This window comes from Paenarthrobacter sp. UW852 (assembly GCF_024608385.1).
Taxonomy (GTDB): Bacteria; Actinomycetota; Actinomycetes; order Actinomycetales; family Micrococcaceae; genus Arthrobacter.
The window spans coordinates 535,250-550,869 of record NZ_JAMSGY010000001.1 but is presented as its reverse complement, the minus strand read 5'-3'; the positions used below and the strand labels follow the sequence as shown (position 1 = coordinate 550,869).

Here is a 15,620-nt window from a genome sequence, read left to right as displayed (position 1 = left end):
CCCCGTGGAAGGAGAAAATGTGTCACGACCTAAAGTGATTGTCATCGTCCAGGAGGGCCGCCCGGTGCCCCCAGTGGAACGTCTGAAGGACGAAGCGGAGGTGGTGGTGGTCCGGACGGCGGAGGAATTCCGGGTTGCCCTGCCGGGGACGGAGATCCTGTTCCTCAACGATTTCCGGACGAAGCTCCTGCGTGAAGTGGGCCCCGGGGACTTGCGCTGGATCCACACTTCCAGCATCGGCGTCGACAGCCTCATGACCGGGGAGATCATCAACAGCGACATCGTGGTCAGCAACTCCCGTGGGGTATGCGAGCGTCCCATCGCTGAGTGGGTCCTTGGCGTGCTGCTGATGTTCACCAAGGACCTCCGCCGCACAATCGAGCTGCAGCAGGCGCGGACATGGCAGCACCGTGAGACCGAGCCGTTGCTGGGCCGCAAGGTCCTGGTGGTCGGCCCGGGACCGGTGGGGCGCGAAACTGTGCTGCTGCTGCGGGCGGCGGGCATGGACGTCTCAGTGGTGGGCCGAACGGCTCGGGAGGACAAGCAGTTGGGCGCCATTGCATCCTTTGACGAGCTGGATGCGCTCCTTGGAGAGGCCCAGGACGTGGTGCTGACTGTTCCCCTGACGGAGGAGACACGCGGGCTGTTCAACGCTACCCGGTTCGACAAGATGCGTGCCGGTGCCCGCTTGGTCAACGTAGGACGCGGGGCCGTGGTGGTGGAGCAGGACCTCCTTGATGCCATTGATTCCGGGCACTTGGGTGCTGCGGCTTTGGATGTCTTTGAGAACGAGCCCTTGGCGGCCGAAAATCCCCTGTGGAGCCGCAAGAATATCCTGGTTTCCCCTCATGCCTCCGGGGACCTGATCGGGTGGCGCGGACGTGTGGTGGACTGCTTTGCAAAGAACCTGCAGCAGTGGAAGACAGGGCAGCCGCTGAGCGACGTTGTGGACCTCAAAAAGCTCGGCGGAAATGCTCCAAAAACGCTGTCTCAAGCTGGTACAGTACTGCCACAATCCGCGTCGGTAGTGTGATTCAGCACTCTAAATTTCGTGACGAGGATTACATGTCTAGCTCAACAAAAGGCAAGCCGATAACGCCCACCCAGACCCAGGAAAACAAGCTCAGCGGAAATATGGGGGTGGGCGAACTCGTGATGAACGTGCTCGCCTTTTCCTCCCCGTTGACTACAGTCGCCGGCACCCTGCCTGTGATGCTCCTCTTCAGCGGCCACACAGCTCCGGGAATCTACCTCCTAGTGACGCTGATGCTCCTGATCTTCTCTGTGGGATTCGTCAAGATGAGCAGGAGTGTCGAAGCTCCTGGCGGCTTTTACTCCTTTGTCACGGCCGGTCTCGGCAAGCCTGCGGGCTTGGGGGGCGCCCTACTGGCGCTCGTGGGATATATCTTCATCGGTTTCTTTGCGCCGTCACTGTTCGCCCTGACGCTGCAGAGCTTCGTGGTCAATACCCTCGGTGGCCCTGATATTCCTTGGTACTGGTACGGACTGGGCATCATTGCCATCACAACACTCCTGGCCTACAACCGGATCGACCTTTCCGCGAAAGTGCTAACGGTTGTAATGCTGCTCGAGTCCACCGTCGTCATCATTTTCGATGTTGCGGCGTTTGCCTCAGGAGATGTATCCCAAGGCGTCGGATTCTCCATGCCTTGGATAACCGACGCCGGATTGGGCCTTGCGCTGCTGTTTGCAGTTGGCAACTTCTTTGGTTTCGAAGCAACGGTCATCTACCGCGACGAGGTTAAGAATCCGGACCGGACGATTCCCCGGGCAACTTACCTGGCAGTCGTTGGCATCGGCTTGTTCTACGCAGTGGCCGCCTGGGCCTATACGGCATTCCTGGGAGCTGACAACGTCCAGGAAGAAGCCAAGGCCAACACGGTAAACCTGTTCAACGACGGCGCAACTGTGTTGGTTGGCAAGATCTTCGCGGACGTCGGGATTGTCCTGCTCATTACGTCCATCCTTGCTTCCATGCTTTCCATACAGAACATCGCTGCGCGATACAGCTTCTCGCTTGCCTCTGATGGGGCGCTTCCAAAGGTGCTGGGCAGGGTGCACCCCCGCCACAAGTCTCCCTACGTTTCAGCAGTGGGTGTGGGCCTTCTCTGGGCCGTGGCTACCGTGGTTTTCACTGTGGTGGGAGTTGCTCCTGAAGCTCTCTACCCGATCGCCAGCGGGAGCGGCACTTTCGCGGTCCTGCTGCTGATGTTCATCACTAGCTTTGCTGTATTGGTCTACTTTGTACGCCGCCGCAGTTTCGCTCCGGATTCCGTATGGAAGACCATTGTGGCGCCAATAGTCAGCGTGATCTTTCTCGGCTTGATCACCTACCTGGCTATTGCCAATTACCCGGAACTGATCGGCGGTTCCGCCCTTATGACAGCTATTTTCATGACCTTCACTTTCGCCTTGTTCATTGGCGGAATTCTCTACGCATACGTCCTGCGCCAAAAAAAGCCGGATGTTTATGCACGCTTGGGCCGGCAAAAAGTTGACTAATAGACACTTCAACATTGGAGACCTGCAGTGACGCAACAGATAAGGGTTGGCCTGTTCGGGACCGGCAGGATCGGCCAAGTACATGCCATGAGCTTGGCGACACTGGAAGAAGCAACGTTGGCCTGGGTGTGCGATCCCTTCATTGAGGGTGCCAAGCGAACAGCCGCCGAGTTCGGAGGCCGCGTGAGCGACGATCCCGGGGAAGTGTTTGCCTCTGGAGAAGTCGATGCAGTCATTGTGGCGTCTCCAACGACCACCCATGTGGAACTGATGGAGCAGGCGATCGACGCAGGCATCCCGGTGCTGTGCGAGAAACCCATCGACTTGGAGATCTCCCGCGTAGATGCACTCCGGGCGAAGGCAGCGGCAACCGACGTTCCCATAGCCTTGGGATTTAACAAGCGCTTCGACAGGCATTTCGTGGAGCTGAAACGTCGTGTGGCTGCCAACGAGATTGGAACCTTGGAGCAGCTGATCATCACCAGCCGGGACCCGGGTGAACCACCCGCGGCCTACCTGCCCCAATCCGGAGGTATTTTCCGGGACATGACCATCCACGACTTGGACATGGCCCGCTACTTCATCCCGGACATTGTCGAGGTGTCAGCCCAGGGTGCCAATGTATTTAGCGATGACATCCGCAAAGCGGATGATTTCGACTCGACCGTGGTCACCCTGCGGGGGTCCAAGGATGAACTCGTGACCATCCTCAACGCCCGGCATTCCGCCTATGGCTATGATCAGCGCATGGAGGCCTTCGGATCCGCGGGCTTGCTTCAGGTGTCCAACAAGAACGACAGCCTGGTCCGGCACTGGGGAGCCAGGACGGTGGAGGGGATGGGGCCGTACCAGAGCTTCTTCCTGGAGCGCTACGCGGAGGCGTACCGGCTTGAAGTAGCAGAGTTCCTGCGCGCTGTCCGCGGGCTTCCCTCGCGGAGTCCTGGCTTCGAGGACGGCCGTGCGGCTTTGATCCTCGCTAATGCTGCGGAGAAGTCCGCCCGGACCGGCGCCGCGATAGCCGTACACCTCTCCGCCTGACCCTGAACTGCCCGGTTTGGGCACGGATTCTTTCGCAACAATCCGTGCCCAGACCGGGCTTTGCCCTTTAAGGGAAGTGAATTGTTTCCCGCGGCAACAGTTCAAGTCAATGCGGTGTTTCAAACTGGCACATCTGCGGCATTCTCCGATCCGTCAAAGTTCAAGTAAGTGAAACAGTGTGGCAAAGGTCACGCAGGTGAGGGGCTCCCTTGGAAATACCCCAACTCTGCAAAGTCAAACAACGTAGTTTGATGGGCCGACTGTCAGAGGTGTTTCACCGGTTCATTTGCATGGCCCTATCAAGCGAGGATGAGATGACCGACGCACCACCGGCGACAGCTCCACTTGTCGCCCTCAAGGACATACACAAGACATTCGGGGCGGTGTCCGCCTTGCGCGGAGTCAGTATCGATGTCATGCCCGGCGAAACCTTCGCACTTCTGGGAGACAACGCCGCCGGCAAGTCAACGCTTATGAAAGTGCTGACAGGCGTTTACCAACCTGACCGCGGCTCGATTGAGTTGGACGGGAAGCGGACCGAGTTCCCAACCCCTTCCGCTTCGCGCGACCAAGGCGTCGAGATGGTCTACCAAGACTTTGCCTTGGCAGACAACCTCGACGTCCGGACCAACATCTTCCTGGGGCGGGAGCCTCAAAAGAACATCCTTGGTCCGCTGTTGAGGATCATCGACAGGAAGAAGATGGAATCCGAGACCAAGCGGGTACTGGAACGCCTGGACATTCCCATCAACCCGCGCCTGAAGGTCAAGCGACTCTCAGGTGGCCAGAGGCAGGCCGTCGCGATCGGACGCGCCCTCGCGTTCGATGCACGCCTGATCATCATGGACGAGCCCACCGCGAACCTGTCGGTGGCCAAGGTGGACAAGCTCATCGAAGTAACCCAGCGCCTCAAGGACCTGGGCATCGCGGTGATCATCATTACCCATCGCCTCGACGAAGCCTTCGCAGTGGCAGACCGCTTCGCCGTCATGCGCCAAGGGCAAGTGGTTGGGCGGTTCCGGGTGGGTGAGGTTTCCGAAGCCCAAGTTGCCCACCTGATTTCCCACGGGACTCTGGACGACTATGTGGACACCGGCAGCGGCATCCCTGAGGAACGTCGCAAGATCGGAAGCACTTCATCGATGGAAACCGTTGATGCCCTGGCCGCGCGCGGTACTACGAACGGGAGCGACTCATGAGCGTCACCATGGACAATTTAAAGACCAAGCTGGGCCCCGCCGAGCTTAAGGAAGGCCTGACAGCAACGAAGGTCAAGCGGTTCATTGGCGATTACGGAATCATCATCCTGTTCGTGGTGATCCTGGTCTTCCTCGCAGCCGCGGCGCCGAACTTTCTCACCCTGAACAACATCGTGAATGTCGTCAGGCAGTCCTCCATTATCGGACTGATCGCACTGGGAATGACCTTCATCATGATCACGGCAGGCATCGACCTGTCCGTGGGCTCCGTAGTCGGTCTGGCCGGCATGACCTTCGCCCTGCTGGCTCCTGCCAGCGGCGGCGCCTTTTGGCTCCCTCTGATCGCCGGGCTTGGCGTCGGGCTGTTGGTCGGTTTCCTGAGCGCTGCAATGGTTGTCTGGGGAGCAATTCTTCCCTTCCTGGCCACGCTGGCCACCATGGCCATAGCCCGCACAGCAGCATTGGTGATGACGGACGGGCAGGTTGTCTCCGGCCTGAGCGGACCGGCCGAGTGGCTGGGATCCGGTTTCATTGGGCCCGTCCCGGTACCCGTGCTCATCTTCCTGGTGGCCGCCATCATTTGCGAGTTCGTGCTGAGCCGAACCAAATTCGGCTCACATGTCTACGCTGTGGGCGGCAATGAGGAATCGGCCAAGAAGGTAGGCATCTCCACCAGCCGTGTACTGTTCACCGTCTATCTCATTGGCGGCGTCACTGCGGCACTGGGTGGCCTCGTCCTCACCGCGCGTCTGGACGGCGCCGCGCCGGTGGCCGGTACCGGTTACGAACTCCAGGTTATTGCCGCCGTCGTCATTGGCGGAACAAGCCTCTTTGGTGGCGTTGGCACCATCCGCGGAACCGTCATTGGCGTGCTCCTGCTGGGCGTGGTGATGAACGGCATGAACCTGATGGGTGTTTCCTCCTACTTCCAACAAGGCGTTCAGGGCGTGATCCTGGTCCTCGCCGTCCTGCTGAACCGCTGGAAGTCCGACTGACCCGGCAACAAACAACGCATCACAACAATCTCCCGACGCACAGACACAAACCACTGAAAGGAACAACCATGGGCATGCGACGTAAGATCACCGCGGCGGTCGCAATGATGGCTGCAGGGGCACTCACCCTCACCGGCTGTGCCGGCAGCAGCAACGCAACCAGCACCGGAGAGGCGGCCAAGAGCTACAACATCGGCGTTGTGGTCCTCGATCTGCAAGACCCGGACCTGGCACACATGACCGACGCCATGAAGAAGACGGCGGAGGAAAAGGGCGTTAAGCTCAACATCACCGACTCCAAGAAGGATGTTGGCAGCGAACTGAACCAGGTTGAGGACCTCCTTACCCGTCAGGTGGACGCCGTCATCATGCAGCCGCTGGACGGCGATGCCAGCCAGAACGCGGCCAAGCGGGTCATTGAGGCCAACATTCCTCTGTTCATCCTGTCCACCGAGTTCGCCGACGGCTCGGACGTCGGCTACAAGAGCTACATTGGCGTGGATGACACCGTGGCCGGCCAGATGCAGGCCGAATACCTCAACAAGCTGATGCCCAACGGTGGCAACCTCGTGTTCGCCGCGGGCATCTACGGCGCATCGTGGACCGACCGACGCAAGTCCGGCTTCGACAAGACCATCAACAAGAACTTCAAGATCGTGGCCGAATTCCAGGCCAAGGGCAGCCGGGATGACGCCAAGCGCAACATGGAGGACACACTACAGCGCTTCCCGTCCGGCCAGATTGACGCGGTTGTGGCCAACAACGACGAAATGGCTATCGGTGCGGCTTCCGCCATTGCCGATGCGGGACGCACTGCGGAGTTCAAGGCCGTGGTTGGAGTCGACGGTACCGATCCCGCGTTGCAGGACATCAAGGCGGGCACAATGTCTGCAACGGTGCGCCAGGACTCCGCGGGTCAGGGCGTAAAAGCCGTTGAGGTAGTGACGGACTTCCTCAACGGTGCCAACGTGGACAACCGCTACACTCTGCCGTTCACGCTCATCACTAAGGACAACCTGTCGGAGTTCCTGAAGTAACTCCCTTTCGGACACGGACGCAGTAACGGGCACAGTGGATCTCTCCGCTGTGCCCGTTCTGTTTTGGCACACTCCGGCAGGACGAGCACCTGCCTAAACTTCCAGCGGACCATAACGAATTGGAGAAGGCGAACATGCCCCACGGTGACCAGGAAGACACGAAAGTTGAGCAGTTGCTGACCGCGTTGCGCGGGCAGGGCATCGAGGTGGATGACTCTCCGCGTCGGCTCTCCGAGTACTCCTACGATGCGTCCAACTACCGTGTCCGGCCTGCCGCCGTCGTCTTTCCGCTGAGTGTCGGCGATGTCAGGAAAGTGTTGCGCGCCTGTTCCACACTTGGCGTCCCGGTCACCGCGCGTGGCGGCGGAACGTCCATGGCAGGCAACGCAATCGGCCACTCCTTGGTGATCGACCTTTCGCGTCGTCTGACCTCCGTGGGAGAGCTCGACGGCGGTGCGGCGGCGGTCTGGGCGGACGCCGGCGTGGTCCTTGGTGAGCTGCGCTCCTACGTCGAGAACGCGAGCGGCGGGGAGTTGACCTTCGCGCCGGACCCTTCGTCCGTGACCCGGGCCACCATTGGCGGCTCCATCGGCAACGATGCCTGCGGAAACCACTCGGTGGCCTACGGACGCATGACACAGCATGTGCAGGAAGTGGAACTCGTGACGGCGGACGGAGCACACCTGCATGCGGGCAGGGACTTCCTGCGGGCCGTGGACGCAGGTGACCAGCACTCCGTTGCCCGGGCCGCGGACCTTCTTACGGGCCTGAAGGAGTTGGCCCAAGCCAACCTGGCCCCGCTGCGGGTTGAGCTGGGGAACATCCCCCGGCAGGTCTCCGGCTACCACCTGGGACACCTCCTACCTGAGAACGGCCTGGATGTGGCGGCCGCCTTGGCAGGCAGCGAAGGAACGTGTGCCCTGGTGGTCCGGGCCAAAGTGGGATTGGTGCCAAAGCCCCGGACCACGGCACTCTTGTGCCTTGGCTACGCGACCACCATCGATTCGGCCCGTGATGTGATGACCATCCTTGCGGCCAAGCCAAGCGCCATCGAAGGCCTGGACGCCTCGATTGTGGACATCATGCGCCACCGCCGGGGTGCCGCCAGCGTGGACTCCCTCCCGCAGGGCAAGGCGTTCCTGATGGTCGAGTTCCCGGCGGACAGCATCGACCAAGCCGCCTCGGATTGCGAACAGCTGCTGGAGAAACTCAAAGCCGACGGTCGGGTCCTGGACCATGCCCTTGTCACGGAGCCCCTGGAGCGCGCCAAACTCTGGCGGGTGCGCGAAGACGGTGCGGGACTCTCATCCCGGCGGATCGATGGAATCCAGACCTGGCCCGGCTGGGAAGACTCGGCGGTCGCGCCGGACCGCCTAGCCGACTATCTCGCGGAGTTGCTGCCGCTCGTGGAGAAATACGGCTACACCGCCTTCATGTATGGACACTTCGGGGCCGGCTGCGTGCACATGCGCCTGGACTATGACCTCCGCAGCGACACCGGCCGGGAGGCCTTCGAGAACTTCACCCGCGAAGCAGCGGCACTGGTGGTGGCCCACGGCGGCTCCCTGTCCGGCGAGCATGGTGACGGCCGGGCACGCAGCGAACTGCTGGACGTGATGTACTCGCCCACGATGCTGGCCATCTTCAAGGCGTTCAAACACCTCTGGGATCCTGCCGGAGTCCTCAACCCTGGAATCATCGTGAACCCCGAGCCCTTCGCTGTTTCGCTGGCTCTTGACGGCGCGCCCGAGCCGGGTGCGGCGGACGGTGAGCCCGCAGCGGTGCCGGGTGCCGACGTCGTACCTGCTTCAGCTGGCCGCAGCCTGCTGCCGGTGGTGAGCCCCTTCGTCGGCAATACCCACGCGTGCATCGGGGTTGGGCGCTGCCGTGCAACCACCGGCGGCTTCATGTGTCCCAGCTACCGTGCCACCAAGGACGAGAAGGACTCCACGCGAGGCCGGGCCAGGGTCCTCCAGGAACTTACCCGCACCAAAGGCACCAGCCACGACGGGTGGTCAAACCCGGAGGTCCGGGAAGCTCTGGATTTATGTCTGTCCTGTAAGGCCTGCTCGTCTGACTGCCCCACTGGGGTGGATATCGCAGAGGCCAAGTCGGAGCTGGTGGATGAGCACTATCGCGGGAAAATCCGACCCTTTACACACTATTCCATCGGTTGGCTGCCGCAGTGGCTACCACTTTTGACGCGCATTGCGCCTATTGCCAACGCGGGGACCGGCTTCCGGCCGTTCCGGTGGTTGGGTGAAAAGTTGGGCATTAGCGCACGACGGCGGCTCCCGGCCTTCGCGGTGTCGGGCCGTATCCGGCGGCGGGTGGGCGAGGCCGGATTTACGGACAACGCAGACGTACTGCTCTTCATCGACAGCTTCACCCGCGCCTTCCGGCCCGAAGTGGTCCCGGCCGCTGCAAGGGTGTTGCGCGCATCGGGCAGTTCTGTGGGCTGCGCACCCGACGCCTGCTGCGGACTGACGTGGATCTCCACCGGTCAACGCGGGGGAGCACGACGCCGGCTGGCCCGGTTGATCAGCAGGCTCGACGACGGCACGGACCGTGCCATCGTGGTGCTGGAACCTAGCTGCGCGGCGACGATCCGGGACGAGGGTCCCAAGATGGTGGGCGGTGCGGCGGCCGCGCGCGTGGCTGCCCGGGTCCGCTCGTTCTCCGTGGCTGTCGATGAGGCTATCAAACGTGGGTGGAAGCCGTCCGCCGTTCCCCCAAAAACGGCTGTCCTGCAAACCCATTGTCACGAGCATGCGGTATTCGGCTCGGGCGCCCAGAGACGGGTCCTGGAGGCGTGGGGCGTACCCAACGTCGTGGAGTCGTCCTCGTGCTGTGGAGTGGCCGGGAACTTTGGCTTTGAGGCCGAGCACTTCGACATGTCCATGAAGGTGGCCGATCACTCCATTGCGCCGGCGCTGGAGAGCAGTGACGGGCTTGTCCTCACCGACGGTTTCAGTTGTGCCATGCAGGTCTCGCAAATTGATCCGGAACGCTCCAGCAAGCATCTGGCGATTGCCTTGGATCCCTTGAGTGCCCGATGGACGGAGGACTAGATGGCGTATCTCGGCATTTTCCTCATTCTGGTGGCGGCGGGGTTGCGTTTGGCAGGCGCGCATTTAGCCGGACCGTCCCGCGAACCCTGGGTGACGTCCAGCTTCCGTGGCGTCCACGCTGTTCCCTTGGGAGCTGCTGCTTTCCTGGTGGCTGCCAGTGGGGTCTTTATCTTCGCTGTGGGCATCAGCGTAGACGGTTGAGCCGTGTCTCAAACTGACACGGTTGCTTCGGGGTCCCGTGACAGATGCTTGAAGTGACCCAATAGCCCCATTACTTTTGAGAGTTGATCTCGATGATGAACAGGAAGCTCGCGCAGGGACGGCATGTCGAATGGTTGCGGGCATCGGCACACTTCAATGAAACCGATCTCGGTGAACGGACCGACCTTCAGCTGAAGCGCTCCGGGAAACTCGTTCACCGTCTCCTCCAGGACATGGCAGGAGGCCGCGACAGCGACGCCTCGCCGTGGCCCACGCCGGGCACCTAGCCCCTCAAGCTGCGGGTCCGTAGCGCTTGTTCCTGGCACTGTGTCCAAGCGCTACGGCCCGCTTTCCTTACGCCAGGAGGCAGAGTTGGGCATTCGTGGATCCGCGGGCATGGCAGCCTCCCCGCTAGCGGCGTCCGGCGCCTGGGAGGGCTCGCCAACGTCCTACGTGTTGCCTGTCGAATTCGGCGGTTTCGCGGGGCCGGACCTGGCTACGGCTTGCTTGCTCCTCGATATGCCGCCGCGAACTTTGATCAGGCGCCTGTGCAGGACCAAGCACACCGTCAGGTCGTTCGCTGCGCCCGCGGCCTCCGCCCTGATAGAGATTCCGTGGGGGAGGCATTGGCACCAAATGGCCTACGCCGGCAGGCGGGTTAAAGCCGTGCCCCAGGGCTCCCTTACCCTTTCTGTCCTAGGCGTCACTCTCACCAGCTGCGACGGGTACACGGATGACCTCGTGGTGGGACGGGTACGGGAGTGTTTTGCTGACTGTCTCATTGGTAGTGGGGACTCTGTATGGTTTAGGTCTTCTCAACCTAACGACCGTTAGTTAGACTCATTCCGTTACGACCCTTTAAGGATGAAATGAGTCCATCTCCGCGTGAGCAGGCGAACGCTGCTGTCCGGGAATTCCTATCCAAGCGTGACTGGGCAGCGCAGACGCCCGCAAGGAAGCGGATCCTCGTAGCCTTCCTCCGGCTGGCCGCCGCCAATGGTTACAACTCGGTGAGCATGCGTACGCTGGGCCGCGAGCTGGGCCTGAAGGCGCCAAGCCTTTATTCCAGTTTTCCGCAAGGCAGGGACCAGATTGTGGCAGAGGCCCTCCTCTGGTTTACCCACGGCTTCGCCCGTGACCTCCTTGATGAAGTGCAAGAATCTCCGTGTGCGGGAGACTACTGGGCGGCCCTTGTCCGTTTCCATGTCGCCCAGCAAGTGAGCACGCCCGAAGCTGATCTTTGGAATCTTCTGGTTGCTTCGGACAAGGTGGCAGGGTTCCTGGGTCAAGAACTGCGTGAAGAGCTGGCCTTTTGGCAGAGCCTGCACGAGGAGATGTATACAGCTGCGGCCGAAGAAATGGGACTCGCCGTCACGCGGCAAACAATCCAAGCCATTTTTACGCTGCTCGACGGGGCCGCTCACTGGTCCGCTTGGGACGGCACGGTGGCGCATCTGGAAAAGCTGGCGGACCACGGGGTGGCCCTCAGCCGTTCCTTGCTTGAGGCGGGGACCCAAAGCCCGGCGGGGGCATAGCCAGGCTGTCCCAACATGACACAGCTCCGTTCCCTGGCCCGTCGATACTGTGATTCAGAACTCAATATTCAGTGATGAGGATTACATGAACAACACCACGCTCGAGGCACCAAGAATATCGCGTCAGACCCATGAGCACCGGCTCAGCGGCAACATGGGAGTGGGCGAGCTCGTCATGAACGTGCTCGCTTTCTCTTCACCTCTGGCCACAGTGGCCGGAACACTCCCGGTCCTGCTAGTGTTCAGCGGGCAAACCGCACCTGCCATCTACTTGCTTGTGACGCTCATGCTGCTGATCTTCTCGGTGGGATTCGTCAAGATGAGCCGGAGCGTCCAAGGCCCGGGTGGCTTCTACTCCTTTGTCACAGCTGGACTGGGCAAGCCTGCTGGCCTCGGGGGCGCCTTCCTGGCACTGTTTGGCTACATCTTTATCGGCTTCTTCGCGCCATCATTCTTCGGGGTGACGCTTCAGGGGTTCGTTCTTAACACTCTCGGCGGTCCGGACATCCCTTGGTACTGGTATGCGTTGGCCATTACAGCCCTGACTACTGTGCTGGCCTACAACCGCATAGATTTGTCGGCCAAGCTGCTGACAATCGTGATGTTGCTTGAAGTGGCGATCATCGTGGTGTTCGATGTCGTTTCGTTCTCGGCCAACGGACTAGGGGCAGTGCAAAGTGCAGGGTTCGCCCTGCCGTCCATCACCGACGCAACCCTTGGCCTGGCGCTGCTTTTCGCCGTTGGCAACTTCTTCGGGTTCGAAGCCACCGTTATTTACCGGGACGAGGTCAAGAACCCCGACAAGACCATCTCTCGTGCCACATATTTGGCCGTGGCAGGCATCGGCATCTTCTATGCGGTTGCAGCCTGGGCCTTCATCGCCTTCTTCGGCGCCGACAAGATCCAGTCCGAGGCAGCGAACAACACGGTGAATCTCTTCAATGACGCACTCGTCGGCCTTATGGGACGTATCTTCGCTGACGTCGCCGTCATCCTGCTCATCACGTCCGTCTTGGCTTGCATGCTGTCCATCCAGAACATTGCCGCCAGGTACAGCTTCGCGTTGGCCTCGGACCACGCGTTGCCTTCCTTCTTGGGCAGGGTGCATCCCAAGCACAAGTCGCCGTACGCCTCTGCACTGGCCGTAGGTGTTGTGTGGGCGGGAGCAATCGTGCTGTTTACAGTCATAGGGGTGGCTCCGGAGGTGCTCTATCCGGTTGCCAGCGGTAGCGGAACTTTCGCCGTACTGCTTCTGATGTTCATCACGAGCTTCGCTGTGCTGGTGTACTTCATCCGCCGCCGCGGCTTCGCTCCGGAATCGTTGTGGAAGACGGTCATAGCACCTTTCATCAGCGTTCTGTTCCTTGGTGCCATCACCTACCTGGCAATCGCCAACTACCCTGAGCTCATCGGTGGATCGGCGGTCCTGACCGTCGTCTTCATGGCCTTCACCTTCGCGCTTTTCTTCGGCGGAATCGTTTACGCCTTTTTCCTGCGGGCAAAGCGTCCCGACATCTACGTGCGGCTTGGCCGGCAGAAGATCGACTGATTCGAACTCCTCTATAGACCTCTGTCCGGGTCACCTTCCATGAGATCGCCTACCCATGGAAGGTATCCCCGGTGGAAGGCCATTCCCTCCGGCAGCCCGTCTACGGAAACCGATGAGCCGGAAATGTTGATATTAATCCGGCCCTCACCGATCGGCGCGTTGGCGATGTGCAAATCGCCGTAACTTTCTGGAAGGACAGGGTCCATCCAAATGCCACCCTGGGATACATCGGGATCGTAGCGCATGAGAGTGGACACCAGCATTATGGGTGTGGTGGCGGCCCAAGCCTGGGGCGAGCAGGCAGTGGGGTAGGGTACGGGAGCTGAGAACGCCTCGCGACTGAAGCCACAGAACAATTCAGGCAGCCGACCATCCGAGAACTCTGCAGCCTCCAGCAGTGCCGTCGAGATACGCTGTGCTTCCTCCACGAAGCCATAGCGCATAAGGCCCACCTGAATAATGGCGTTGTCGTGCGGCCAGACAGATCCGTTATGGTAGCTGACGGGGTTATAAGCGTCCATGTCGTCAGCCAGGGTACGCACCCCCCAGCCGCTGAACATTTGATCGGACATCAGGTGCTCTACTACGCCGGGTGCCTTGTCGTCGTCGATAATGCCGGTGGCCAGACAGTGTCCCATGTTGGAGGCGCAGGCATCGACCGGGCGCTTGTGGCCGTCCAGGGCGATTGCAAAGTAGCCCTTGTCCGGCAACCAAAACCGGTCATTGAACTGCTGCTTCAGGCGTAGAGCGCGCGCGGAGTTGGGCCGCTTTGGCCTCGTCGCCGACCTCATGCGCCATCCAAGCCGATGCTAAACATGCGCTGTAAACATAGCCCTGCACCTCGCTCAGCGCTATTGGGCCTTCGGCCAGGGTTCCGTCGGCGAAGTTAATGCCGTCCCATGAGTCTTTCCATCCTTGGTTGATGAGGCCTCTATCGTTACGGCGGGCGTATTCGACAAAGCCGTCTCCATCTCTGTCGCCGTAATTCCAGATCCAGTCCATGGCGCGGTCCGCATGGGGCTGCAGGTCAGCTATGGTCTCTTTTGCGAAACCCCATCGGCTGACTTCGCCCAATACCATCAGAAATAGCGGCGTAGCATCGACGCTTCCGTAATACGCCGGCTTTCCGCCAAGGGCAAGGCCACTGGACACGTCCAGACGTACCTCGTGAAGGATCTTTCCGGGTTCCTCCTCGCTCAGGGGATCTACGACACTGCCTTGCAGGTCCGCTAGCGTTTGCAAAGTACCCAGTGCCAAAGAGGGATCGACCGGGAGTGCCATTGTCGAGGCCCAGAGAGAGTCCCGCCCGAAGAGGGCCATGAACCACGGCGCCCCTGCGGCAACTACCACGCGCTCGGGATGCTTAGGGTCCTCGATCCGTAATGCCCCCAAATCTTCGTAGCTGCGCCGCAGTGTTCGTTCGATGGACCGATTGCCCATATGCACCAGGGGGATTTTCGCCACCCACTCCTGCCTGCGACGGTCGCTTGGCGAGAGGGTCTCTTTGTCGAAGTGCACACGGGGCAGAGCGCCTTCCACGCCCCACGGCGCCACCCTAAGCTGCGCGTTCCATTCTCCGTGCGGAGGGACGGTCATCCTGTACGTCACGGCCTCTGGTGTCACCACTGCGGCGGGGCCGCCGTCGATATTGACGCCCTTGGCAATTTCCTGCCACGTTGCCCGGATGATCAGCGAGTGGGCCTCCACTTGCCTGGTTTCCTGCCAAGTGCGCTGCACGCGCGCCTCCTTCACTTCGAAGAGGTCCGCAAAATCTGACTCAATTTCCAGCGCGATGACACATTCCTCGGGCAGTCCAGAATAATTCCGGACGGTGATCTGCTCGGTGATGCCAGTGCCCACTTCCCGGAGTCGTTCCACGACCAGCGGGCTGTCTGCCCTCCCGTCCCGGCGTGGTACTCGACCCACAATGAGAACCCGGTAAGGCTGTTTGACGTCCGAGGCAAGTGCCTCAACGGGCTGTCCGTTCACCGAGAGCTTCCAACAGGACAGGATGCGTGTGTCTTCGTAGAAAAGCCCATGCGGGAGGCCGGGAACTATGTCGCCATTGGGTAGCGAGATGCAGAAGTTGGATCCTTCCACCAGCGTGACGGCCGCGCCCAATGCTCCGGCCGCCGTGTCAGCATTCCACCCAGCCATTGCGGCTCCTTTGAGGATCGACATCGGAGTGGTTGTTCACGGATGCCCACCGTCACCGCGCTATCTGATGCCTCGTCGTCAGTATTCTCGTCGTCAGTATTTCTGACGCTACGCCTGTCGTCGCGCGGGTACCAGCCCTCAGCTGGCTCATAGTACGGGTTTGGTAAGTCAGTCCGGGGCAGTGCGGGATAGCGCAGTCGTGCATGGAAGTTCGTAGGTGCCAAGGAGTGCTTGGGTGACTCTTCGGGCTTGCGCTACACAGTACATCGACCGGATGAACCAGCTACCGAAGCGACCGTACGAGGGTTTTAACGT

At 60.8% G+C, this 15,620-nt stretch carries 11 protein-coding genes and 1 pseudogene; 11 read left to right on the top strand and 1 reads right to left on the bottom strand.

The features are described 5' to 3' along the window. Nucleotides 1-19: 19 nt before the first annotated feature. From NEK97_RS02575 to NEK97_RS02525, 11 genes are all read left to right on the top strand, one after another. The gene (locus NEK97_RS02575; protein ID WP_257368299.1) at nucleotides 20-1,033 is read left to right on the top strand and encodes a D-2-hydroxyacid dehydrogenase; all 1,014 of its coding nucleotides are present in this window, start codon (nucleotides 20-22) and stop codon (nucleotides 1,031-1,033) included. Nucleotides 1,034-1,065: 32 nt separating this feature from the next. Beyond that, a complete protein-coding gene (locus tag NEK97_RS02570; RefSeq protein WP_257368298.1) occupies nucleotides 1,066-2,523 on the top strand; it encodes an APC family permease in 1,458 nt (485 codons plus the stop codon). 27 nt (nucleotides 2,524-2,550) lie between these two features. Beyond that, a complete protein-coding gene (locus NEK97_RS02565; RefSeq protein ID WP_257368297.1) occupies nucleotides 2,551-3,561 on the top strand; it encodes a Gfo/Idh/MocA family oxidoreductase in 1,011 nt (336 codons plus the stop codon). 314 nt (nucleotides 3,562-3,875) lie between these two features. Further along, nucleotides 3,876-4,760 (top strand): ATP-binding cassette domain-containing protein, encoded by an 885-nt coding sequence (locus NEK97_RS02560; RefSeq protein ID WP_257368296.1) that lies wholly within the window; start codon nucleotides 3,876-3,878, stop codon nucleotides 4,758-4,760. Next, nucleotides 4,757-5,755 (top strand): ABC transporter permease, encoded by a 999-nt coding sequence (locus tag NEK97_RS02555; RefSeq protein WP_257368295.1) that lies wholly within the window; start codon nucleotides 4,757-4,759, stop codon nucleotides 5,753-5,755. Before NEK97_RS02560 ends, NEK97_RS02555 begins: the two co-directional genes overlap by 4 nt. Nucleotides 5,756-5,823: 68 nt before the next feature. Further along, nucleotides 5,824-6,792: a sugar ABC transporter substrate-binding protein gene (locus tag NEK97_RS02550; protein ID WP_257368294.1), complete on the top strand. Its 969-nt coding sequence runs from the start codon at nucleotides 5,824-5,826 to the stop codon at nucleotides 6,790-6,792. 134 nt (nucleotides 6,793-6,926) lie between these two features. Beyond that, nucleotides 6,927-9,863 carry an FAD-binding and (Fe-S)-binding domain-containing protein gene (locus tag NEK97_RS02545; RefSeq protein WP_257368293.1) on the top strand — a complete coding sequence of 979 codons (2,937 nt, stop codon included), beginning with the start codon at nucleotides 6,927-6,929 and terminating at the stop codon, nucleotides 9,861-9,863. Next, nucleotides 9,864-10,064 carry a hypothetical protein gene (locus tag NEK97_RS02540; protein ID WP_257368292.1) on the top strand — a complete coding sequence of 67 codons (201 nt, stop codon included), beginning with the start codon at nucleotides 9,864-9,866 and terminating at the stop codon, nucleotides 10,062-10,064. It begins immediately after the preceding gene. Nucleotides 10,065-10,147: 83 nt separating this feature from the next. Beyond that, the gene (locus tag NEK97_RS02535) at nucleotides 10,148-10,351 is read left to right on the top strand and encodes a hypothetical protein (protein WP_257368291.1); all 204 of its coding nucleotides are present in this window, start codon (nucleotides 10,148-10,150) and stop codon (nucleotides 10,349-10,351) included. Between the two features lie 582 nt (nucleotides 10,352-10,933). After that, nucleotides 10,934-11,599: a TetR/AcrR family transcriptional regulator gene (locus NEK97_RS02530; protein WP_257368290.1), complete on the top strand. Its 666-nt coding sequence runs from the start codon at nucleotides 10,934-10,936 to the stop codon at nucleotides 11,597-11,599. Between the two features lie 85 nt (nucleotides 11,600-11,684). Beyond that, nucleotides 11,685-13,148, top strand: a complete 1,464-nt coding sequence (locus tag NEK97_RS02525) for an APC family permease (protein WP_257368289.1) — start codon at nucleotides 11,685-11,687, stop codon at nucleotides 13,146-13,148. Nucleotides 13,149-13,159: 11 nt separating this feature from the next. Here the strand turns inward: NEK97_RS02525 and NEK97_RS02520 are convergent. Continuing rightward, nucleotides 13,160-15,305 (bottom strand): annotated as a pseudogene (locus tag NEK97_RS02520) (glycogen debranching N-terminal domain-containing protein). Between the last annotated feature and the right edge of the window lie 315 nt (nucleotides 15,306-15,620).

What these genes read in the sequence shown, in the direction of transcription:
- NEK97_RS02570 (WP_257368298.1), top strand. Translation starts at nt 1,066, where the DNA reads ATGTCTAGCTCAACAAAAGGCAAGCCGATAACGCCCACCCAGACCCAG.
- NEK97_RS02540 (WP_257368292.1), top strand. Translation starts at nt 9,864, where the DNA reads ATGGCGTATCTCGGCATTTTCCTCATTCTGGTGGCGGCGGGGTTGCGT.
- NEK97_RS02530 (WP_257368290.1), top strand. Translation starts at nt 10,934, where the DNA reads ATGAGTCCATCTCCGCGTGAGCAGGCGAACGCTGCTGTCCGGGAATTC.
- NEK97_RS02550 (WP_257368294.1), top strand. Translation starts at nt 5,824, where the DNA reads ATGGGCATGCGACGTAAGATCACCGCGGCGGTCGCAATGATGGCTGCA.
- NEK97_RS02555 (WP_257368295.1), top strand. Translation starts at nt 4,757, where the DNA reads ATGAGCGTCACCATGGACAATTTAAAGACCAAGCTGGGCCCCGCCGAG.
- NEK97_RS02525 (WP_257368289.1), top strand. Translation starts at nt 11,685, where the DNA reads ATGAACAACACCACGCTCGAGGCACCAAGAATATCGCGTCAGACCCAT.
- NEK97_RS02560 (WP_257368296.1), top strand. Translation starts at nt 3,876, where the DNA reads ATGACCGACGCACCACCGGCGACAGCTCCACTTGTCGCCCTCAAGGAC.
- NEK97_RS02545 (WP_257368293.1), top strand. Translation starts at nt 6,927, where the DNA reads ATGCCCCACGGTGACCAGGAAGACACGAAAGTTGAGCAGTTGCTGACC.